General features: G+C 62.5%; 18 protein-coding genes. 9 read left to right on the top strand and 9 right to left on the bottom strand.

Going from position 1 to position 22,214, the window contains the following annotated elements; translation table 11 throughout:
• Window positions 1–5 precede the first annotated feature (5 nt).
• The gene (locus tag BM413_RS06565; RefSeq protein ID WP_091911575.1) at window positions 6–938 is read right to left on the bottom strand and encodes a carbohydrate ABC transporter permease; all 933 of its coding nucleotides are present in this window, start codon (window positions 936–938) and stop codon (window positions 6–8) included.
• A 231-nt stretch (window positions 939–1,169) separates the two neighbouring features.
• Window positions 1,170–2,429 carry an ABC transporter substrate-binding protein gene (locus BM413_RS06560; protein WP_091911574.1) on the bottom strand — a complete coding sequence of 420 codons (1,260 nt, stop codon included), beginning with the start codon at window positions 2,427–2,429 and terminating at the stop codon, window positions 1,170–1,172.
• Between the two features lie 445 nt (window positions 2,430–2,874).
• On the opposite strand from BM413_RS06560, the gene BM413_RS06555 reads away from it, so the two are divergent.
• Genes BM413_RS06555 through nagA form a run of 4 tightly spaced genes read left to right on the top strand, consistent with a single transcriptional unit; the run spans window position 2,875 to window position 6,725 of the window.
• Window positions 2,875–3,759 carry a glucosamine kinase nucleotide-binding domain-containing protein gene (locus tag BM413_RS06555; protein ID WP_091911572.1) on the top strand — a complete coding sequence of 295 codons (885 nt, stop codon included), beginning with the start codon at window positions 2,875–2,877 and terminating at the stop codon, window positions 3,757–3,759.
• Window positions 3,752–4,519, top strand: coding sequence for a GntR family transcriptional regulator (locus BM413_RS06550; RefSeq protein WP_091911570.1), 768 nt, complete (start codon window positions 3,752–3,754; stop codon window positions 4,517–4,519). The genes BM413_RS06555 and BM413_RS06550 overlap by 8 nt, the downstream gene beginning before the upstream one ends.
• Window positions 4,520–4,554: 35 nt before the next feature.
• Complete coding sequence (locus tag BM413_RS06545; RefSeq protein ID WP_091911569.1) at window positions 4,555–5,565, top strand: SIS domain-containing protein; 1,011 nt, start codon at window positions 4,555–4,557, stop codon at window positions 5,563–5,565.
• Complete coding sequence (gene nagA / locus BM413_RS06540; protein WP_091911567.1) at window positions 5,562–6,725, top strand: N-acetylglucosamine-6-phosphate deacetylase; 1,164 nt, start codon at window positions 5,562–5,564, stop codon at window positions 6,723–6,725. Before BM413_RS06545 ends, nagA begins: the two co-directional genes overlap by 4 nt.
• Window positions 6,726–6,989: 264 nt before the next feature.
• Here nagA and rpe read toward each other — a convergent pair whose 3' ends face one another.
• Together rpe and BM413_RS06530 are read right to left on the bottom strand one after the other, a co-directional pair.
• Window positions 6,990–7,664, bottom strand: coding sequence for a ribulose-phosphate 3-epimerase (gene rpe / locus BM413_RS06535; protein WP_091911565.1), 675 nt, complete (start codon window positions 7,662–7,664; stop codon window positions 6,990–6,992).
• Between the two features lie 77 nt (window positions 7,665–7,741).
• Entirely contained in the window at window positions 7,742–8,764 is a 1,023-nt protein-coding gene (locus tag BM413_RS06530; protein WP_091911564.1) for a substrate-binding domain-containing protein, read from the bottom strand.
• Window positions 8,765–9,116: 352 nt separating this feature from the next.
• On the opposite strand from BM413_RS06530, the gene BM413_RS06525 reads away from it, so the two are divergent.
• The 5 genes from BM413_RS06525 (at window position 9,117) to BM413_RS06505 (ending at window position 15,657) form a co-directional block, all read left to right on the top strand.
• Window positions 9,117–10,472, top strand: coding sequence for an ABC transporter substrate-binding protein (locus tag BM413_RS06525; protein ID WP_091911562.1), 1,356 nt, complete (start codon window positions 9,117–9,119; stop codon window positions 10,470–10,472).
• Window positions 10,473–10,673: 201 nt separating this feature from the next.
• The gene (locus BM413_RS06520; protein ID WP_091911560.1) at window positions 10,674–11,687 is read left to right on the top strand and encodes a carbohydrate ABC transporter permease; all 1,014 of its coding nucleotides are present in this window, start codon (window positions 10,674–10,676) and stop codon (window positions 11,685–11,687) included.
• A 1-nt stretch (window position 11,688) separates the two neighbouring features.
• Window positions 11,689–12,843 (top strand): carbohydrate ABC transporter permease, encoded by a 1,155-nt coding sequence (locus BM413_RS06515; protein WP_091911559.1) that lies wholly within the window; start codon window positions 11,689–11,691, stop codon window positions 12,841–12,843.
• Window positions 12,844–12,849: 6 nt separating this feature from the next.
• Window positions 12,850–14,514: a beta-galactosidase BglA gene (locus BM413_RS06510; protein ID WP_091911557.1), complete on the top strand. Its 1,665-nt coding sequence runs from the start codon at window positions 12,850–12,852 to the stop codon at window positions 14,512–14,514.
• Window positions 14,515–14,544: 30 nt separating this feature from the next.
• Window positions 14,545–15,657 carry an ABC transporter ATP-binding protein gene (locus BM413_RS06505; protein ID WP_091911556.1) on the top strand — a complete coding sequence of 371 codons (1,113 nt, stop codon included), beginning with the start codon at window positions 14,545–14,547 and terminating at the stop codon, window positions 15,655–15,657.
• Window positions 15,658–15,717: 60 nt separating this feature from the next.
• On the opposite strand, the gene BM413_RS06500 is transcribed toward BM413_RS06505, so the two are convergent.
• The 5 genes from BM413_RS06500 to BM413_RS06480 form a co-directional block, all read right to left on the bottom strand.
• Window positions 15,718–16,569 carry a metal ABC transporter permease gene (locus BM413_RS06500; RefSeq protein ID WP_091911554.1) on the bottom strand — a complete coding sequence of 284 codons (852 nt, stop codon included), beginning with the start codon at window positions 16,567–16,569 and terminating at the stop codon, window positions 15,718–15,720.
• Between the two features lie 148 nt (window positions 16,570–16,717).
• The gene (locus BM413_RS06495) at window positions 16,718–17,575 is read right to left on the bottom strand and encodes a metal ABC transporter permease (RefSeq protein ID WP_091911552.1); all 858 of its coding nucleotides are present in this window, start codon (window positions 17,573–17,575) and stop codon (window positions 16,718–16,720) included.
• Between the two features lie 208 nt (window positions 17,576–17,783).
• On the bottom strand, window positions 17,784–18,716 hold the full coding sequence (locus BM413_RS06490) for a manganese/iron ABC transporter ATP-binding protein (RefSeq protein WP_091911550.1): 933 nt from the start codon (window positions 18,714–18,716) through the stop codon (window positions 17,784–17,786).
• Window positions 18,713–19,573 carry a metal ABC transporter substrate-binding protein gene (locus BM413_RS06485; RefSeq protein WP_244537789.1) on the bottom strand — a complete coding sequence of 287 codons (861 nt, stop codon included), beginning with the start codon at window positions 19,571–19,573 and terminating at the stop codon, window positions 18,713–18,715. The genes BM413_RS06490 and BM413_RS06485 overlap by 4 nt, the downstream gene beginning before the upstream one ends.
• A 1,607-nt stretch (window positions 19,574–21,180) precedes the next feature.
• The gene (locus tag BM413_RS06480) at window positions 21,181–22,008 is read right to left on the bottom strand and encodes a ferredoxin--NADP reductase (protein ID WP_091911756.1); all 828 of its coding nucleotides are present in this window, start codon (window positions 22,006–22,008) and stop codon (window positions 21,181–21,183) included.
• Window positions 22,009–22,214: the final 206 nt, after the last annotated feature.

The raw sequence follows: 22,214 nt of genomic DNA, 5'->3' as shown, positions 1-22,214 counted from the left end.
CGCCCTCAGAACTGATACCGACGCAGGCGCGTCTGGATGGCGAAGAGGTAGAGGCAGACGCCGGTGAGGATGATGAAGAACATCATCGAGGCGATGGTCGAGCCCATATAGGGATCGCCCGTCTGCAACTGGAAACCGAAGAAGGTGCGGTAGAGGAAGGTGCCGAGAATGTCGGTCGCGTAATTCGGGCCGGCGAGCGCGCCTTGTGCCGAATAGATCAGGTCGAAGGCATTGAAATTGCCGACGAAGGTCAGCACCGAAATGATGCCGATCGAAGGCAGGATCAGCGGCAGCTTTATCTTCCAGAACTGCGACATGCCGGTGATGCCGTCGCATTCGGCGGCCTCGATCACCTCATCGGGAATCGACAGCAGGGCGGCATAGATCAGCATCATCGGGATGCCGACGAATTGCCACACGGATATCAGGCCGAGCGTGGTCAGCGCATATTCCTCCTTGCCGAGCCACGGCACGAACAGGCTCTTCAGGCCGACGAGGTCGAGCAAGTTCGGCGCCACGCCCCAGAGCGGGCTGAGGATCAACTTCCAGGCAAAGCCGACGATGACGAAGGACAGCACGGTCGGGATGAAGATCGCGGTGCGGTAGAAAGCCGAAAAGCGCAGTTTCGGGCTGGAAAGCAGGGCTGCCAGCGCGATGCCGATCGGGTTCTGCACCAGCATGTGGATGATGAAGAACCAGGTGTTGTTCCACAGCGCATTCCAGAAGGTAGCCGACCAGCGCGGGTCGAAGAACAGCCGGCGGAAATTGTCGAGCCCGGCAAAGATGCGGGACTGGTGGCCGTCGGCAGTGAACAGCGAAAGCTGCAGCGTGCCGAACAGCGGCAGGATCATGAACGCCGTATAGACAAGCACCGCCGGCGCCAGGAAAACGGCGATATGCCAGCGGAATGGGCGCCTGTTCTCGATGTTTCCGGCCATGCTCTAGCTTTCCAAACTCTGCGCTGGAACTGATCTGATAGGTGGGCGCTGCCCCTCATCCCCCTGCCGGGACCTTCTCCCCGTGAACGGGGAGAAGAAGGAAGCTCCAACGTTGACGACCCCCTCTCCCCGTCCTCTACGGGGAGAGGGTAAGGGTGAGGGGCAGCGCCGACAATTGCGATTGTTAAGCCGGGCCGCGCATGATGCGCGACCCGACCTGCTGCCTGAGCTTTACTTTGCCGGCTTGTACCAGCTGTCGAGGCCGTCCTGCAGCTTCTTGGCTGCCACATCGGGCGTATCGGTGCCGTTGATGACGTTTGCCGATTCGACCCAGGTCTCGTTTTCGAGGTTCGGCGTGCCGCGCGACAGGATCTGATAGGTCGAGCGGATCGTCGGCTTGCACTTCTCGCGCCAGGACACGAATTCCTGCGCCAGCGGATCTTCCATCTTCACCGGCGTCGAGGACAGGCTGAAGAAGCCAGGCAGCGCGTTGGCGTAGATGGTGGCGAACTCGGGCGAAGCGACCCAGGACAGGAATTTCTTCGCTGCTTCGGGGTTCTTGCTCTTGGCGTTCATGCCGATGCCGATGTCGTTATGGTCGGAGATGTAGCAGGTGTCACCGGCCTTGCGCACCGGCGGCGGGAAGGCGCCCATCTTGAACTGGGCCTGCGTGTTGAACACCGAGATTTCCCACGAGCCGGCCGGGTAGATCGCGGCGCGGCCGAGCGTGAACAGGTTCTGGCTGTCCGGATAGCTCTGCGCCTCGAAGCCGTCGCCGAGATAAGGCTTCCACTTGGCAAGCGTCGCATAGGGCTCGACCCAGTCCGGATCGGTCAGCTTCTGGTCGCCCTTGATCAGCGCCAGGCGGCCTTCCTCACCCTTCCAGTAGGTCGGGCCGATGTTCTGGTAGCCCATGGTCGCGGCTTCCCAGAGATCCTTGGTGCCCATAGCCATCGGGATGTAGGTGCCGTCGGCCTTGATCTTCTCGAGCGCTGCGAAGAACTCTTCCTCGGTTGCCGGCGGCTTGATGCCGAGCTTGTCGAAGGCTTCCTGGTTGTAGATGAAGCCGTGGATGACGGAGGCCATCGGCACGCAGAAGGTCGCCTTGCCATCGTCGGTCGTCCAGGCCGACTTGGCGACGTCGGAGAAATTCTCCATGCCGGGCAGGCTGGCGAGATCGGCAAGCTGGCCCTTGTTGTAGAGTTCGAGCGAGGCATCGAACGGGCGGCAGGTGATGAGGTCGCCGGCGGAACCGGCATCGAGCTTGGCGTTCAACGCGGCGTTGTATTCGGTCGGCGCGGATGGCGCGAAGGTGACCTTGATGCCGGGATTTGATTTCTCGAAGGCGGGGATGAGCTTTTCCTGCCAGATGGCAAGGTCGTCATTGCGCCAGCTTTCGACGGTAAGCGTGGCATCCTGTGCAGCCGCAAACCCGGCCGAGCCGAGGATGCTGGTTGCCATCAGAAGCGTGGTTAGTGCCGTACGTTTCATTTCGGTTCTCCCTGTTGACCTGTTCAGGTTCGATTTTGATGAGAGCCCTCGCTCTCCTCCATTCTCGACAAGACGGGCGAAACTCGGCCCGCATTTTCGAGCAGTCTCAATGCTGCGCCGGCATTCGAATGCCGGCGGCAGGCAGGATCGCGTCCGCGTCGGAGGATAGCTGGTGCGTGTTCGCAGGCGCTCGCACTTGCAACGCGCCGGCCCTTTCGTGCACCATTCCGGTACGCGTGTCGGCCATCAAATCTCCTCCCTGGATCGACAATACCAAAAAAATACCACTTGTCCAGCCGCGTTAACGAATTAGCCGAGATGACGATGGGGAAGGTGTATAAAATTGTTATAAATCAATAGGTTTCGCTTCTGTCGTCGTTGCTCGGAAATTAATCCTTGGCTATTGGTATTTTATTGGTATCATGACCGACGAGGAGACTTCACAGTGAATCTGGTGCTCGGGATAGATGGCGGCGGCACAAGCTGCAGGGCCGCATTGGCGACGGCTTCCGGCGACGTCGTCGGCCGCGGCAAGAGCGGCCCGGCCAACATCATGACCGATCTGGACGGCGCCCGCCACAACATCGTCGAGGCGGCGCGGCTGGCCTTCGTCGAGGCGAGCATGGACCCCGGCCTCATCCCTGACACGTCGGCAGTGCTCGGCCTCGCCGGCACCAATGTCGGCGGCTACAAGCAGCAGCTCGAAGCGATCCTGCCCTTCCGCCGCAGCCTCGTCGAAAGCGACGCGCTGATCGCCATGAATGGTGCGCTCGGCGACCATGACGGCGCCATCGCCATCATCGGCACCGGCTCGATCTTCATGTCGCGCAAGGGCGACGCGATGCAGACCATCGGCGGCTGGGGTTTTTTGCTCGGAGATCTCGGTGGCGGCGCGCGCATCGGCCGCGACCTGCTGCAGGAAACGCTGCTCGCCCATGACGACATCCGTCCCGGCTCGGCGCTGACGCAGGCGGTGATGGAGAAATTCGCCGGCGATCCGCGCGACATCGTCAAGTTCGGCGCGGCATCGAAACCGGCCGATTTCGGCACTTTCGCGCCGATGGTTTTCGAGCATGCCGGCAAGGGCGACCCGGTCGCCGCGCGCGTGCTGCAGCGCGCCGTCGGCGATCTCGAGGAAGCGTTGGATGCGCTGAAGCTCGAACCCGGCCAGCGGCTTTGCCTGCTCGGCGGGCTCGCGGGCCTCGTCGCGCCCTATATGTCGGCACGCTATCAGGCGATGATGCATGCGCCGCTGCAGGACGCACTGGGCGGCGCCGTGACGATGGCGGCGCGGTTGTTCGGCAATGCCGGAGCGCCCGCCCATGCCTGACGTCGCGGAACAGATTTTCTCGACCGTGAAGGCTTCTGCGCGCAATGGCGCGCCGCTCTACCTGCAACTGAAAAAGAGCATCGAGGACGCGGTCCAGCGCGGCGTCATCGGGCCGGGCGATGCCTTGCCCTCCGAACGCGATATCGCGGTGAAAGCCGACGTTTCGCGCGTGACCGTGCGCAAGGCGGTGCAGGATCTGGTCAAGGGCGGCATTCTGGTGCAGCGCCACGGCTCCGGCACTTTCGTCGCGCCGCGTGTCGAGCGTGTCGAGCAATCGCTGTCGCGGCTCACCTCCTTCACCGAGGATATGGCCAGGCGCGGCATGGCGGTCACCTCGACCTGGCTCGACCGTGGCGTCTATCCGCCTTCGCCCGACGAGATCATGGTGCTCGGCCTGTCGGCCAAGGAACTGGTCGCCCGCATCAGCCGCCTGCGCATCGCCAACGACACGCCGCTGGCGATCGAACGCGCTTCGCTGTCGGCCACCGTCCTGCCGGACCCGGCAGCCATCGGCTCCTCGCTCTATGCGGTGCTGGAGCGCACCGGCAACCGCCCCGTTCGCGCCGTGCAGCGGATTTCCGCGGCCAATCTCGGCGAAGCGGACGCAAAGCTGCTCGACGTGCCGCCCGGTTCGGCCAGCCTCAACATCGAGCGTATTTCCTATCTGGCGACCGGCAAGGTCATCGAATTCACCCGCTCCATCTATCGCGGCGACGCCTATGATTTCGTCGCCGAACTGCGCCTGGCGGGTTCGGAATAGCATCTCGGAGACTGTAAGTGACTGACACCACCCATATGCGGCGCGAAATCGTCGAAATACCCGACGCCGTGGCGCGATTGCTCGACGGTTCCGGTCAGGCGCTGACCGAGGCCGGCCGCGACATCAGGGAGCGCGATCCGCGCTTCATCGTCACCGTCGCGCGCGGCTCATCCGACCACGCTGCTTCCTTTCTGAAATACGCGATCGAGCTTACCGCCGGTCTGGCGGTCGCCTCCGTCGGCCCCTCCGTCGCCTCGATCTATGGTGCAAAGCTTCGCCTTGCCGGTTCCGCCTGCCTGGCGATCTCGCAATCCGGCAAGAGCCCGGACATCGTTGCCATGGCGGACGCCGCCCGCAAGGCGGGCTCGCTGACGATTGCGCTGACCAACACGCCGGATTCGCCACTGGCAAAAGCGTCCGACCACACGATCGACATTCTTGCCGGTGTGGAAAAGAGTGTCGCGGCAACCAAGACCTTCATGAATTCGGCGGTCGCCGGGCTGGCGCTGATGGCGCATTGCACCAATGACGACGCGCTGATGAATGCGCTCCGCGACCTGCCGGTGCATCTGGCAAAGGCGGTCGATTGCGACTGGATGGAACTGGCCGCAGCACTTGCCGATGAAAGCTCGCTGTTCATTCTCGGCCGCGGGCCGTCCTTCGCCATCGCCAACGAGGCAGCGCTGAAGTTCAAGGAAACCTGCGCCATGCATGCCGAATCCTACAGCGCGGCGGAGGTCATGCACGGCCCGCTGGCGCTGGTGCGCCCCGGCTTCCCGGTGCTGGCGCTGGCGGCGCGGGACGCTTCCGAGCCTTCGATGGCCGATGTCGTCGGCCAGCTCGCCGAAAAGCACGCGGCGGTCTTCATGACATCGGAAAAAGCGGGTAAGGCGGTGCGCTTGCCCTACGTCGCCACCGGCCATCCGCTGACCGACCCGCTGGCGCTGATCGTTTCCTTCTACGGCTTCGTCGAGGCCTTCGCCCGCCATCGCGGGCTGAACCCCGACGAACCGCGTAACCTGAGAAAAGTGACCGAGACCCTATGACCGATCGTTTTGCCATCGCCGGCGCACGCATTTTCGACGGACAGGCGTGGCATGAAGACTCCGCGCTTGTCGTTCGCGACGGCAGCGTCGAGCGCATCGCGCAGCGCGGCAGCCTGCCTTCTGACATTCACCTGATAGAACTCGACAGCGGTATCCTTGCGCCTGGTTTCATCGACCTTCAGGTCAATGGCGGCGGCGGCGTGATGCTGAATGATGGCCCGTCGCTGGAAGTGATCCGCACCATCTGCGCGGCCCACGTGCCTTTCGGCACCACGGCGCTGCTGCCGACGCTGATCACCGATACGCCGGAGATCACCGAAGCCGCCATCGCGGCCGGCGCGCAGGCAGCGTTGCAGAAGGTGCCGGGTTTCCTCGGCCTCCACCTCGAAGGCCCGCATCTGTCGAAGGCCCGCAAGGGCGCGCATGACCCGGCGCTGATCCGGCCGATGACCGACGAGGACGAGACAAGGCTGATCGCCGCACGCGAAAAGATGCCGGTGCTTCTGACCACCGTTGCGCCCGAGTCGGTCGATGAGCGTCGCGTCGCCGGGCTTGCAAGCGCCGGCGTCATTGTCAGCCTGGGCCACTCCGACACCAGCTACAGCAAGGCGCAGGCAATGGCCGCCGCCGGCGCCACCATGGTCACGCATCTGTTCAACGCGATGAGCCAGATCGGCAATCGCGAGCCGGGTCTTGCTGGCGCCACGATCGACACCGGCACGCTGTCGGCCGGCCTGATCGCCGACGGCATTCATGTCGATCCTGCGACCATCGGCATTGCGCTGCGCGCCAAGCAGGGGCCGGCGAAAATATTCCTCGTCACCGACGCCATGGCAACCATCGGCACCGACATGAAGTCGTTCACGCTGAACGGCCGGCTGATCCGCCGCGAGAATGGCCGCCTGACGCTGGAAGATGGAACGCTTGCCGGCGCCGATCTCGACATGATCTCGGCGGTGCGTTTCATGCATGAGACCATCGGGCTTGAGCTTGACGAGGCGCTGCGCATGGCCTCGCTTTATCCGGCGCAGAGCGTCGGACAGGCCAGCCGGCTTGGCCATCTCGGCGAGGGCGCTGCCGCCAGCATCGTGCATCTGTCGGATGCGCTGGATGTGGAGGGGGTTTGGATCGAGGGCGAGAAGGTTTTCGCGGCGAACTGAACCCGTACTCGAAACTACCCCTCTCCGTCTCGGCTTCGCCGAGCCACCTCTCCCCATTTCATGGGGCGAGGAACCGGCACTCGCCGAGGTCGCAGCATAGCAGGACTTGGGTTCCTCGCCCCCGCAACGCGGGGGAGAGGTGGCGCGCGAAGCGCGACGGAGAGGGGGCTCGCCGGCGCAGTGCTCGACTTCCGAGCAATGTTGAGCGCTGCCTTGACCGACCCCCTCTGGCGCTACGCGCCATCTCCCCCTCGAGGGGGGAGATTACAGAGCCCGGTCAGCCGCCGTCCTGATCGCCTCGATATTCGCGCGGTAAGCCGCTTCCGAGCCGCCCTTGAAGATCGCAGCGCCCGCCACCAGAACATTGGCACCAGCAGCCGTGACCAGCGGTGCAGTCTCCGCACTCACCCCGCCGTCGATCTCGATGTCGATCGGGCGGTCGCCGATCAGCGCCTTGATGCGCTTCACCTTCTCCACCATCGCCGGGATGAAAGCCTGGCCGCCGAAGCCGGGATTGACGGTCATGATCAGCACGAGATCGAGCCGGTCGAGCACATATTCGATGACGCTTTCAGGCGTCGACGGGTTCAATGAAACACCGGCCTTCTTGCCGAGATTGCGGATCGCCTGCAGCGAGCGGTCGAGATGCGGGCCGGCCTCGGCGTGAACCGTAATGATATCGCAGCCGGCGTCGGCGAAGGCGGCGAGATAGGGATCGGCCGGCGTTATCATCAGGTGGCAGTCGAACACCTTGTCGGTGCGGTCGCGGATCGCCTTGATGACCGGCGCGCCGAAGGTGATGTTCGGAACAAAGTGGCCGTCCATGACGTCGAGATGGATCCAGTCGGCACCGGCTGCCGCGACAGCCGCGACCTCGTCGCCAAGCCTGGAGAAATCCGATGCCAGCACCGAAGGGGCGATCAGGGTTTTTGTGCGCATGCCGGGCCTTTCAGGGTCGGGGAAAGTTTCCTCGCCCCGTAAAGCCTGGCCTCGCGATTGTCGATAGAGAAAGCCGCTCAGCCCGGCGCGCCGGCGATCGAGCCGCGCACGACGAGGTCGACCGGCCAGATTTCGCCACGTGCGCCGGTTTCCAGGCCCGAAATCCGTGCTGCCAGCCGTTCGGCAATGCGCTGGCCGGCCGCGCGGATCGAAGAGCGCGTCGTCGACAGCGGCACGGAAAAATTTTCCGGCTTGAGCCATGGGAAGACGTCGTCATGGGCGATCAGCGACAGGTCACCGGGAATGGTCAGGCCGAGATCGCGCACCGCACGCACCGCGCCCAGCGCCATGATCAGGCTGGAGCAGACGATGCCCGTCGGCGCCTCGCTCTGTTCGAGCAGGCTGCGGGTGGCGCGGTAGCCGTTTTCCTCGGTCATTGCCAGCGATCGCAAAAGATGAGGCGGCAGGGCAATGCCACTTGCCGCCAGCGCCCGCCGCACGCCCCGTTCGCGGAAGATCGCAAAGGTCTGCGTATCGTCGCCATTGATAAGCGCGACGCGCTTGTGTCCAAGTTGCACGAGAAGCCGCGTCGCTTCGTGAAAGGCGGCCTCGTTGTCGATGTCGAGATAGGGATAATCGAAATCCAGCCCCTCGCTGCGTCCGTGAACGATGAAGGGCATGCCGAGCTGATGGATGAGCGCCACCCGCTTGTCGCCATGGCGCGGTGCGGAGACATAGACCGCATCGACCTGCTTGTTGGCGACGATGCGGCGGTAGGTCGTTTCCTCGTCGCGGGCGTCTGCCGGACTCAGCACCAGATCGAGGTCATGCGCGCGGGCATAGTCGCCCAGCCCCGACAGGAATTCGACGAAATGTGGATCGATGTCGACGCTGGCGCCAGTCGGCATGACATAGCCGATCATGCCGGCCTTGCCGGTCGCCAGACGGCGCGCGCTGGGGTTGGGGCGATAGCCGTGGCGCTTTGCGGCGTCCGCCACGCGCCGGCGCGTTTCCTCGCTGACTTCGGGATAGCCGTTGAGCGCCCGGCTGACCGTGGTCTGCGACAGGTCGAGCATCAGCGACAGTTGCTTGAGGTTCACGTCCCTATCCTCAAAGCGCTTTTAAACATCGGTATTTTCCTTTGCCCTTACCCAAATCCGGAATTTCCAGTCTAGGTGCAGAAAGCGCGTTTCAGAAGTGAAATTCGCTGTTGCGACGCAAAAAACGATGACGCAACGCAGCAAATTTGCAATTTAAATCGGTTTATGTAACATGACGCTTGACTCTGACCCGTTTCGGCGGCGATGATAAAAGTAGCCAAAGCGCTTTGGAAGACTTTCGGCCAGTACGGGCGGGAGTTGACGGTTCCGCAAGGCGGACGCGACCAGGGCGACATCGGCACGGCGAAATGGAGGTTTCGCCGATGACCTGTGACCACTGGGAGGAAAGTCGATGAGAAAGAGCCTTTTCATAGGCGTGGCGCTGGCAGCGCTGGCGCTCGGTGCGCCCGCTCAGGCGGAATTGAAATTCAAGCCGGGCGAGGACGCCCGTTTCCACTGGGCCGATTTCGAAACATTGAAGAAAGTCGACCTCAAGGGCCAGACGCTCTCCATTTTCGGACCGTGGCGCGGTGAGGACGAAGCGCTGGTCCGCAACGTTCTCGAATATTTCAGCGAAGCCACCGGCGTCGATCTCAAATACTCCTCGTCCGAGAATTACGAGCAGCAGATCGTTATCGATACGCAGGCCGGCAGCCCGCCCGACATCGCCATCCTGCCGCAGCCCGGCCTGATCCAGGACCTGGCCTCCAAGGGCCTGCTGACGCCGCTCGGCGACGAGACGGCTGCATGGGTCAAGGACAATTACGGCGCCGGCCAGTCATGGGTCGACCTCGGCACCTTCAAGGACAAGGACGGCAAGGCCGGCTATTTTGCCTTTCCCTACAAGGCCGACGTGAAGTCGCTGGTCTGGTATTCGCCGGATAATTTCGAGGAAGCCGGCTACGAAGTTCCCAAGACGCAGGAAGAACTGCAGGCGCTGTCGGAAAAGATCATCGCCGATGGCGGCACGCCGTGGTGCATCGGCCTGGGTTCGGGCGGCGCCACCGGCTGGCCGGCGACCGACTGGGTCGAAGACATCATGCTGCGCACGCAGCCGCCGGAAACCTACGACAAATGGGTCAAGAACGAGATCCCGTTCAACGATCCGGCTGTGATCGGCGCGCTCGATATCTTCGCCAAGATCGCCACCGACGACAAGATGGTCAGCGGCGGTGCCGCCGCAGTGTCCGCAACCGATTTCCGCGACAGCCCGAAGGGTCTCTTCTCGGTGCCGCCGAAATGCTACCTGCACCATCAGGCATCGTTCATTCCTTCGTTCTTCCCGGAAGGCACCAAGCTCGGGCAGGATGCGGACTTCTTCTACTATCCCACCTATGCCTCGAAGCCCGAACTCGGCACGCCGGTTCTCGGCGCCGGCACGCTGGCGATGATCACCAAGGACACCAAGGCCTCGCGCGCCTTCATCGAGTTCCTGAAGCTGCCGCTGGCGCATGAGCTGTGGATGGCGCAGGGCAGCTTCGTGACGCCGTTCAAATCGGTCAACAACGACGCCTATGCCAGCGACGCCCTGAAGAAGCAGGGCGAGATCCTGTCGGGCGCCTCGACCTTCCGCTTCGATGGTTCGGACCTGATGCCCGGCAAGATCGGCGCCGGCGCCTTCTGGACCGGCATGATCGATCTGGTCGGCGGCAAGCCGGCAGCCGACGTGGCAGCCGACGTCCAGAAGAGCTGGGACGCGATCAAGTAGGGCCAATCAGACGCAAACAGGATTCGGGCCAACGGCCCGGATCCTTCCGGCAGGACGCCTAAGCAATTCCAGGAAAAGTGTGTAGCGGTTTTCCGTCCGGAATTGCGTAAAAACAAATAGTTAGAGCGGTTCAACGTTTCTATCAAAAAGCTGAACGGTTCTAAGGAAATTATCGCAAGTCTGATCAGGGGGGACGATCCCATGACGGCACAGCTTCTCTCAGCGGTTTTCACGATCATCATCGGCGTCGGCGGCTGCGTGGTCTATTTCTGGACAGCAAACCGCCTACTCGATGTCATCTTCCCCTCGCGTGGTGTGTCGGGCGCGGCTGCTATCGATAACCTTCGCCGGCAGGGCTACATCCGGCCATGGCTGTTCGTCGGCCCGGCGATGATCATCCTCGCCGTCTACCTGATTTACCCGGTTGTCGCGACGCTGATCCTTTCCGTTCACGACCGCACCGGGCAGAATTTCGTCGGCATGGCCAATTACAGCTGGGCCTTCGGCGACCGGGAGTTCCTGCAGGCGATCTTCAACAACATCCTGTGGCTTGCCGTCGTGCCCGCCGCCTGCACCTTCCTCGGCCTCATCATCGCGGTGCTCACCGACAAGATCTGGTGGGGCAATATCGCCAAGAGCCTGGTCTTCGCCCCGCTCGCCATCTCCTTCGTCGGCGCCAGCGTCATCTGGAAATTCGTCTATGAATATCGCGGCGAGGGCCAGCCGCAGATCGGCATCCTCAACGCCATCGTCCAGTATTTCGGCGGCAATCCGCAGGTCTGGATATCGACGCCGTTCTGGAACAACTTCTTCCTGATGGTCATCCTGATCTGGATCCAGACCGGCTTTGCCATGGTCATCCTGTCATCGGCGCTGCGCGGCATTCCCGACGAGACGATCGAGGCGGCGACCATCGACGGCGCCAGTGGTTTCCAGATTTTCTGGAAGATCATGATCCCGCAGATCTGGGGCACCATCGCCGTGGTCTGGACCACCATCACGATCCTCGTGCTGAAGGTCTTCGACATCGTCCTGACCATGACCAACGGCCAGTGGAATTCGAACACGCTGGCCAACCTGATGTTCGACTGGATGTTCCGCGGCGGCGGCGATTTCGGCCGCGGCGCGGCCATCGCCGTCATCATCATGCTGGCCGTCGTTCCGATCATGATCTGGAACATTCGCCAGGCAAATCGCGAAGGCGGAGGACACTGAGATGGCCAGCTCCACCGGAAAATCCTTCCTCGGCCGCTTCGGCGTTCACATCGCGGTTTTGATCTTCGTCGCGATCTGGACGATCCCGACGCTCGGCATCCTCGTCAGCTCGCTGCGCGACAAGAACCAGCTCGCCGTCACCGGCTGGTGGACGTCGCTGGTCACCTCCTCGCAGAACGACGACGGGCGGCTGGGCACTGCCGCCGACCAAGTTCAGAAAGACGGCAAGTTCCTGATCATGGGCAATCTGCTCAAGGCCGGCGACAACCGCACGATCAGCGCCTTCGGCATCAAGTCGCAGGCCCCGACCGAGTTTGCCGCAGGCGCCGTTGCCGACCTCGGCGATGGCGTGACGCTTCAGGTCAATGACGACGGCTCCTATGTGCAATCCTCGCCGGTTGCCTTTGAGGGCGATCGCGGCCGCCGCATCTATTTCGCCTCCTCGATGCCGCCGCGCTTCACCACCGACAACTATCAGACCGTGCTGTTTTCCGAAGGCATCGGGCGCTCCTTCATCAACTCGCTGACGGTGACCATACCGGCCACGATCATCCCGATCCTGATTGCGGCCTTTGCGGCCTATGCGTTGGCCTGGATGCGCTTTCCCGGCCGTGCGCTGCTGATCGCCACCATCATCGGCCTGCTCGTCGTGCCGCTGCAGATGTCGCTGATTCCGTTGCTCAAGCTCTACAACGGCGTCGGCGCGTTCTTCGGCGTGCCGGCAAAGACCTATCTCGGCATCTGGCTGGCGCATACCGGCTTCGGCCTGCCTTTCGCCATCTATCTGCTCAGAAGCTACATAGCCGGCCTGCCGCGCGAGATCATGGAATCGGCGCGCATCGACGGCGCCAGCGATTTCGAGATATTCATCAAGATCGTGCTGCCGCTGTCCTTCCCGGTGCTCGCCTCCTTCGCCATCTTCCAGTTCCTCTGGGTCTGGAACGACCTTCTGGTGGCGATGGTGTTCCTCGGCTCCGGCTCGGACCAGCTCGTGCTGACCGGCAAGCTCAACGCCCTGCTCGGCTCGCGCGGCGGCAACTGGGAAATCCTTACCACCTCGGCCTTCGTCACCATTCTGGTTCCGCTGGCCGTATTCTTCTCGCTTCAACGCTATTTCGTCCGCGGCCTGCTCGCGGGTTCCGTCAAAGGAGGCTGACCGCCCATGCATGCTGCACGCATAATCGAACATCCTGAACCGGCGGTCGACCGCGACTGGTGGCGTGGCGCGGTGATCTACCAGATCTATCCGCGCAGCTATCAGGACTCGAACGGCGACGGCATCGGCGACCTGAAAGGCATCATCCAGCGCCTGCCCTATATCGCCGGGCTCGGCGTCGACGCGATCTGGATTTCGCCGTTCTTCAAGTCGCCGATGAAGGATTTCGGCTATGACGTGTCGGACTATTGCGACGTCGACCCGATGTTCGGCACGCTTGCCGATTTCGACGCGATGATTGCCGAGGCGCACCGGCTGGGCCTCAAGGTGATGATCGACCAGGTCATCTCGCACACTGCCGACGAGCACCCATGGTTCCGGGAAAGCCGCGCTTCGCGCACCAACCCCAAGGCTGACTGGTTCGTCTGGGCCGATGCCAAGCCGGACGGCACGCCACCCAACAACTGGCTGTCGATCTTCGGCGGCTCGGCCTGGCAGTGGGATGCGCGGCGTCTGCAATATTACCTGCACAATTTCCTGGCAGAGCAGCCTGATCTCAACTTCCATAATGTCGAGGTTCAGGACGCCGTGCTCGATGCCACCCGCTTCTGGCTGGAGCGCGGCGTCGACGGCTTCCGCCTCGACACGATCAACTTCTACTTCCACTCCGCCGGGCTGGAAGACAATCCGCCGCTGCCGAAGGAGCAGCGCAACGATTCCATCGCGCCGGCGGTCAACCCCTACAATTATCAAGACCATCTCTACGACAAGAGCCAGTCCGACAATCTCGGTTTCCTCGAGCGCTTCCGCGCTCTGCTGGACGAGTATCCGGCGGCTGCCGCAGTCGGCGAAGTCGGCGATGCACAGCGCGGCCTCGATATCGTCGCCGCCTATACCGCCGGCGATAACCGCGTGCAGATGTGCTACGCCTTTGACTTCCTCGCCCCGGAAAAGATCACCGCCGCCCGCGTGCGGACCGTGCTGGAAACGTTCGGCGACGTTGCCAGCGACGGCTGGTCGTGCTGGGCCTTCTCCAACCACGACGTGATGCGCCATGCCTCGCGCTGGGGCGGGGGCGAGGCCGATCGCACCGCCTATCTGAAGGTGCTTTCGGCTCTGCTCATGTCGCTGCGCGGCTCGGTCTGCATCTATCAGGGCGAGGAGCTTGGTCTCGGCGAGGCCGATCTCGCTTTCGAGGATTTGCAAGACCCCTACGGCATCCGCTTCTGGCCCGAATTCAAGGGCCGCGACGGCTGCCGCACGCCGATGGTTTGGGATGGCAACGCTGCCAATGGCGGGTTCTCGACCGCGAAACCATGGCTGCCGGTGTCGAAGGATCATCTGCCGCTGTCGGTCAGCGCTCAGGAAGGCGACGAAGCGTCCTTGCTTGAGCATTACCGCCGCTTCCTCGACTTCCGCCGTATGCATCCGGCACTCACCAAGGGCGATATTTCCTTCCTCGCGGCAGAGGGTGACGCGGTCGCCTTCACCCGTCGCGAAGGCAATGAGGAAATCGTCTGCGCCTTCAATCTGGGCTCGGCGCCTGCGGTGATCGATCTCGGCGGAAACGGCACGGCGCAGCCGCTGTCGGGTCATGGATTTTCGGGAAATGCCGGCGCCGGCGCGATCCGGCTTGGAGCTTACGAAGCCTGGTTCGGGCGTCTCGCCTGATCGGGGAACAAAGGAAATCGGGAGGATATTATGGCCGATCTCACATTGACCAGCGTCAAGAAGGCATATGGCAACCTCAACATCCTGCACGGCATCGATCTCGACATAAAGTCCGGCGAATTCATCGTCTTCGTCGGACCGTCGGGCTGCGGAAAGTCGACGCTTCTGCGCACCATCGCCGGGCTGGAAGAAATCACCGGCGGCACGCTTGAGATCGCCGGCGAGAAGGTCAACGACGTGCCGCCATCCAAGCGCGGCATCGCCATGGTGTTCCAGTCCTATGCGCTCTACCCGCATATGACCGTCTACGACAACATGGCTTTCAGCATGCGGATCGGCCGCGAAAACAAGACCGAGATCGACAAGCGCGTGCGCCAGGCCGCCGAAATCCTGCAGCTCACCAAATATCTCGAACGCCTGCCCAAGGCGCTTTCCGGCGGCCAGCGCCAGCGCGTCGCCATCGGCCGCGCCATCGTGCGCAATCCGAAGGTGTTCCTGTTCGACGAACCGCTGTCCAACCTCGACGCAGCACTGCGCGTCGCGACCCGCATCGAGATCGCCAAGCTCAAGGAGAGCATGCCGGAAACGACGATGATCTACGTCACCCACGATCAGGTCGAGGCGATGACGCTTGCCGACCGCATCGTGGTGCTGAAGGATGGCCGCATCGAGCAGGTCGGCTCACCGATGGAGCTTTACCGCCACCCCGGCAACCTGTTCGTCGCGCAGTTCATCGGTTCGCCGGCAATGAACATTTTGCCGGCAACGATCGAAAAGACGGGCCAGCCGACGATCGTCAGCCACGTCGGCGGACACAACGTGTCCGTTCCCGTGGCAACGCCGGCAGATGCTGCAGGCACCAAGGTCAGTTTCGGCGTGCGCCCGGAAGACCTCAACATCGCGACGGGCAAGGATTTTCTCTTCGAGGGCGTCGTCGATTACATCGAACAGCTCGGCGAAGTGCAGATGGCTTATATCCAGGTTGGCCGCGTCACCGAACCGCTGGTGGCGAAGCTGCCCGGCAATGCCGAGATCACGCGCGGTGCCGTCTTGCGGCTGACCGCCGATCCCGGCGACCTGCATATCTTCGACGCTGATGGACGCTCCTTCGCGCGCGACCGCCTGGCTGCGAAAGCGGCCTGATCCCAAGACGCGCATGACAACGGCGGGGTTTTGCCCCGCCGTTGTTGTGTCTGCAACCTCTCAGGATATTCTCGCCTCGGTCAGCCTGCGCTCGGCGCGGGCGGTCTTCCAGCGCGAGTAGATGAAGGCCGCGATGAAGGCGACGCTCATCAGAAGCACGATGGTCGGCGCGGGCGCGCTGTCGATGAAGAAGCTGAGGTAGACGCCGAAGAAGGATGCCGCCACCGCGATGATGACGGAGACGAGCATCATCCGCGAGAACCTGTCGGTGAGCAGAAAGGCGATGGCCCCCGGCGCGATCAGCATGGCGATCGCCAGGATGATGCCGACGGCTTTCAGCGCTCCGACGATGGTCAGCGACAGGATCGCCAGCAGGCCATAATGCAGCAGCCTCACCGGCAGGCCGATCGCCTGTGCATGCTGCGGGTCGAAGGCGTGCAGCAGCAGGTCGCGTCCGAAGATGCCGATGGCGCCAACAGTGATCACGGCGATGATGCCGGTCTGCGCGACATCGCCCCAGGTGATGCCGAGTATGTCGCCGAACAAGATGTGGTCGAGGTGAACGTCGGTCTGGATCTTGGTGTAGAGCACGATGCCGAGGCCGAACATGCCGGAAAAGACGATGCCCATGACCGTGTCTTCCTTGACCCGGCTGTTCTCCTTCAGGAAGCCGGTGGCAAGCGCGCAGACCATGCCGGCGGCAAACGCGCCGATGGCGAGCGGAATGCCGGCGATATAGGCAAGCACGACGCCCGGCAGCACCGCATGGCTGATGGCATCGCCCATCAGCGACCAGCCTTTCAGCACCAGGAACGCCGACAGCATCGCCATGGGGATGGCGACCAGCACGGCGATGACGAAAGCCTGCTGCATGAAGGGGAATGCGAATGGCATGAGGAGGGTTTCGGTCATGATTGTTTGCCCCTCATCCGCCTGCCTGCACCTTCTCCCCGTGAAGGACGGGAAGAAGGACGAAGCTGCAACGCTGACGCCTCCCTCTCCCCGTCTTTTACGGGGAGAGGGTAAGGGTGAGGGGCAGCGCTGCTGGTCCCGAAGTAAATCATACCCCCGCCTCCAGAGCTTCGCGCGCCTTGCGTCGCGCTGCCAGCATTCCGTGCTTGGGGGCGAAGACGAAGGCGGTGAGGAAGATCAGCGTCTGCAGCACGACGATGATGCCGCCGGTCGCGCCGTCGAGGAAATAGCTGGCATAGGCGCCGACGAAGCTGGTGACCGCGCCGATGGCGACGCTGGTGGCGATCAGCCGCGGAAAGCGGTCGGTGAGCAGATAGGCGGTTGCGCCCGGCGTCACCACCATGGCGATGACGAGAAAGGCGCCGACCGTCTGCAAGGCAGCAACCGTCGAGGCCGAAAGCAGCGTGAAGAACAGCACCTTCAGCCAGTCCGGGTTGAGGCCGATGGAGCGGGCGTGGTTCTCGTCGAAGAAGGCAACCATCAGGTCCTTCCATTTCGCCAGCAAAATCGCCAGCGAGACGCCGCCGATGATGACCAGCTGCAGCGTGTCGCCCGGCGTGATGGCGAGGATGTTGCCGAGCACGATGGTCTGGATGTTCACCGAGGCCGGCGACAGCGAGATCATGAACAGGCCGAGGCCGAAGAAGGAGGTGAAGATCAGGCCGATAATGGCGTCCTCCTTCAGCTTGGTGCGCTGGTTGAGGAACAGCATGGCCGCAGCCGCAAGCCCGCCGGACAGGAACGCGCCCAGCGCGAAGGGCAGGCCGAGCATATAGGCGCCGGCAACTCCCGGCACGATCGAATGCGAGAGCGCGTCGCCGATCAGCGACCAGCCCTTCAGCATCAAATAGGCCGAGAGAAAGGCGCAGACGCCGCCGACAAGCGCCGACACCCACATGGCATTGACCATGTAGCCATAGCCGAAGGGTTCGAGGAGGACACTCATGCAGTGACCTCGCGTAGAAACGGTAGTGAATTGCGGGAGGGATTTGCCTTCGAGTCTCTAGCTTTCCGACCCCCACCCCTTACCCCTCCCCACAGGGGGGAGGGGGGCGTCAGCGTCTCAGAAAACCCCTCCCCCCTGTGGGGAGGGGTAAGGGGTGGGGGTGAAATGGCATGCGCCGATCGAGGAAGGTAGAGCAGATGAAACACGGTCATTTCTCTTTTCCGATACGATCTTTTTCTGTCTCTGACATTTCTGCCCTGTTCGCCGTTTGAGGCTCGTCGCCATAGATGACGAAGGGGCGCTCGTCGTCGGTCAGAACGGTGACGCGGCGCTTGTCGGCGTCGGCGTGGAGATCGGCACCGCCGAGGATGAACTGGCGCAGCACGCCGCCAAAGGTCTTTTCGAGATTGGCCTGCGTGAACACTTCCGCCGTCGGTCCGGCGGCGAGCACCGTGCGGTTGATCAGCACCGCGCGGTCGCAGAAGCGTGGCACGCTGCCAAGATTGTGGGTGGAAACCAGCATCACCCGGCCCTCGTCGCGCAGCGCCTGCAACAGCGTGATGATTGCTTCCTCGGTGCGCACATCGACACCGGTGAAGGGTTCGTCGAGCAGGATGATTTTTCCTTCCTGCGCCAGTGCGCGGGCGAGGAAGACGCGCTTTTTCTGGCCACCGGAAAGCTCGCCGATCTGGCGCTTGCGGTAGTCGGCCATGCCGACACGCTCCAGCGCCTCGTCCACCGCCTGCCGGTCGACGGGGCGGGTCATGCGCAGAAAATTCATGTGGCCGTAGCGGCCCATCATCACGACATCCTCGACCAGAACCGGAAAGTTCCAGTCGACATCCTCGCTCTGCGGCACATAGGCAACAGCATTGCGCTTCAGGGCGTAGGCTGCCGGCTGGCCGAAAATCTCGACCGTGCCGGCGGCCAGCGGCACGAAACCCATGATCGACTTGAACAGCGTCGACTTGCCGCTGCCATTAACCCCGACCAGCGCCGTGATGGTGCCGGTGGGAATGGCGAAGCTGGCATCGCGCAGCGCGGTGTGGCCGTTGCGATAGGTGACGGTGATGCTGTCGACGCGTAGTCCGCTGCCGTCTTCCGTTCTGCTGGCTGGGTTCGCCCTGGCTAAAGCATTCATTGCACGAGCGCTTTCGTGATCGTCTCGGTCGTGACGCGCAGCAGGTCGAGATAGGTCGGCACCGGGCCATCCTCGTTGCTCAGCGAGTCGACATAGAGCACGCCGCCATATTTGGCGCCGGTTTCGCGGGCGACCTGCTCGGCAGGCGAAGCCGAAATGGTGCTTTCGGAAAACACGGCGGGAATGTTGTTGGCGCGCACGGCGTCGATGACCTTGCGCACCTGCTGCGGCGTGCCCTGCTGGTCGGCATTGATCGGCCAGAGATAAAGCTCCTTCAGGCCGAAGTCGCGGGCGAGGTAGGAGAATGCGCCTTCGCTGGTGACCAGCCAGCGCCGTTCTTCGGGAATGCTGGCGATCTCGGTGCGGATCGGCTCGACAGTCGCCTTGATCTTTTCCGAATAGGCGGCGGCGTTCCTGGCATAGGCCTCGGCATTGTCCGGGTCCTGCGCGGCAAAGGCCTTGCGGATGTTCTCGACATAGACCAGCGCCGCCTCGGGCGACATCCATGCATGCGGGTTCGGCTTGCCGGTATAGGGGCCTTCGGCGATGCCCATCGGCTCGACGCCTTCCGAAACCACGACGCTCGGCACTTCGCTCAGATTGGCGAAGAACTTTTCGAACCAGAGCTCGAGGTTGAGCCCGTTCCACAGGATCAGGTCGGCCTTCTGCGCCTTGATCATGTCGCCCGGCGTCGGCTGGTAGTTGTGGATCTCGGCGTCAGGCTTGGTGATGGATTCAACGGTCGCGGCATCGCCGGCAACGTTGCGGGCGATATCGGCAATCACCGTGAAGGTGGTGACCACATTCATCTTGTCGGCGGCCTGGGCGGCGCTGGCCGAGAAAGCCGCAAGCGCCATGAGCGATAACGAAACAAGAAATGCGCGAATGCCTGTCATGAAAAATCCTGTCGGGTGGAGTTTGGGCGCGCGGAAGTCCCGGCCCTTGTGCCTGGAGATAAAGCAGCAGCGGCCAGCTGTCAATGCAATTGCAAATCGTTTGCAATAAGAAGCGAGCTTTGCGGGCATTTCCCTCCCGTGAGACGCGGTCGCTAAAGGCGATCAATCGACAACGATTTGTCGATTGAAGCGACGAACGCCCGAAGCGTAAGCAAAGGGCCGGGTAGGGTGGCTGCGGTAGTGTGCTCGACGTTCTTTTGCGGCCGCGCGCTGCCTTGACCGACCCCTCTGGCGCTTCGCTTCGTTGCTAGGCGGCAGGGGACAGTTTACTTTTTGCCCCTTGCGCGATCGCAGCCGCCGCTGCCTTTCCGGGCAAGAAAGTAAACTGTCCCTGGTGCGTCCTTCGAGGCTCGCTAACGCTCGCACCTCAGGATGAGGGAGGGTGTGCCGGCAAAGCCGTTCTTCTGAAATGTGCTCACACTTCAGGATGAGGATCGTAGGAAACTCGCATCCTCATCCTGAGGTGCGAGCGTAGCGAGCCTCGAAGGACGCACCTATTCATCGCCACGCCCGGTTTTCACCGTCTGGCCATTGTCAAAGAACTCCCTCTACGAGGGTGGGAAGCGGGGCGCATGGCCGTGCCTTCCTAATGTTTAGTAAGTGGCGCAGCTTCCGCGCCCCGCCGGCGATTTCTGTTCCCGTCCGTTCCGCTGCTCCCTGCAAACCTTTTGGTTTGCAGGGCCTATGTGCTCGTCCAGCACGCGCGGGCCGTATTACCCGCAGGGGAACCCTTGGACGGAACCTCCCCGGCCTTGCTGCTACGTTTGCCGCAAGACGGAAGCGCCGGTTCCTCCCCACAGATCACCGTCGCGACCGGCGTTCCCGCGGGAGGAACTGGCTGGATTATGAAAGATGCTCGAAGGGTGTGGAAAAATCGGGCGTGAGAAAGTGTGTGGTGTGAGCGGAAACAATGGGTTGCTGGGAAATCGGATGGAAATCTTTCCCACAGTTCGCAAGCTTCAGCTTCGGCAGTTCTGCACCGCTGTAGCCTCATTTGATGTTCCGGCATGGATCCCCGGGTCTTCGCCCTTCGCTTCGCTCGTGCTTCGCCTGGGATGACGAGCTTGTTATTTGCCGCCTTCGTAAACCGTCAACGCTAAGCCGCCAACACACCAAACCGCCAGCGCCAAGCGGCCAACGCCAGCGGCCAACGCTTGAGATTGGCGGCAAGCCTAAATGCAATTCGTCATTCTCGACCTCGTGAGCGAGGGACGAGCGGAGAGTGTCGGGAATCCATGCCTGAATGTAGAAGAGCTTCAACGGTACAGAACGCGCGTCAATATCAGGACCAGGCCGTGCCTGACGATGCTGCGGCCAATAGGTCCCGGATAACCTCCGCTTCGCTGCGGTTTCCGGGAAGACGACGTCATGGTTGGCATCGCTGATCGTCAAGGTTGACGTTGGCGATGTCACGGACGTAGTCACCAACTACCGACGCTGAAGCTTGCGTCCGAAGATTTCCGGAGAAAATCGGCCAAAACGAGCGACACCCGCCACTCGCCAAAAACTCAGCCGACGAAAGCGCGCTCGACGACGAAGGTCGAGGGGTGGCTGAGGGAGCCTTCGTCGAAGCCGAGGCTTTCGGCGAGTTCCTTGACGTCCTTCAGCATGTGCATCGAGCCGCAGATCATGATGCGGTCGGTTTCCGGGTTCAGCTTTTCGATGCCGAGGTCGGTATAGAACTTGCCCGAGCCGATCAGCGCGGTGATGCGGCCCATATGGGAGGACTCTTCGCGCGTCGTCGTCGAATAGAGCGTGACGCGGCCATGGGTGAGTTCGCCGATCAGCGGGTCGTTCTCCAGCCCTTCAACCAGCTCCTTGCCATAGGCGAGCTCTGCCACGTCGCGGCAGGTGTGGGTGAGAATGACCTGATCGAACTTTTCGTAGGTGTCGGGATCGCGCAGCAGGCTGGCGAAGGGCGCCACGCCGGTGCCGGTCGAGATCATGAACAGGCGTTTGGCCGGCGTCAGCGCATCAACCACCAGCGTACCGGTCGACTTCTGGCGCATCAGCACCGTGTCGCCGGGCTGGATCTTCTGCAAATGCGAGGTCAGCGGGCCGTCCGGCACCTTGATCGAGAAGAACTCCAGCTCTTCGTCCCAGGCCGGGCTGGCGACCGAATAGGCGCGGAACACCGGCTTCTCGGCATTGGGCAGGCCGATCATGACGAACTCGCCCGAGCGGAAGCGCAGCGACTGCGGCCGGGTGATGCGGAAGGAGAACAGGCGGTCGGTATAGTGCTTGACCGAGACGACGGTCTCGGCGTGAACATTGGCCGGTATAGGGAAGTCGAGCGGCTTGGCGCCAACGGTATTCAGGGCAGTCGCGGTGTTCATCGAAACCAAACCTTGTGCCTGCGGCGGCGCAAAAACATCGCCCTGCGAACCATGGCCTGACTGCCCGGCGCGCCACCACAAATCTCGAAACGGTAGACTCTTGTGTCCGAAATTTATTAGTATACAAACGATATTGACGTCAAGATAGCGACGTGAAACACCTTTCCAATCTACTTCCCATCCTTAGGCCGGACATTTCGGGTTTC

Origin of the sequence: Mesorhizobium sp. YR577 (assembly GCF_900116595.1) — a bacterium.
Classification (GTDB): domain Bacteria; phylum Pseudomonadota; class Alphaproteobacteria; order Rhizobiales; family Rhizobiaceae; genus Mesorhizobium_M.
Note: the sequence above shows the minus strand (reverse complement) of the source record. Positions and strands in the feature narration are given on the sequence as shown.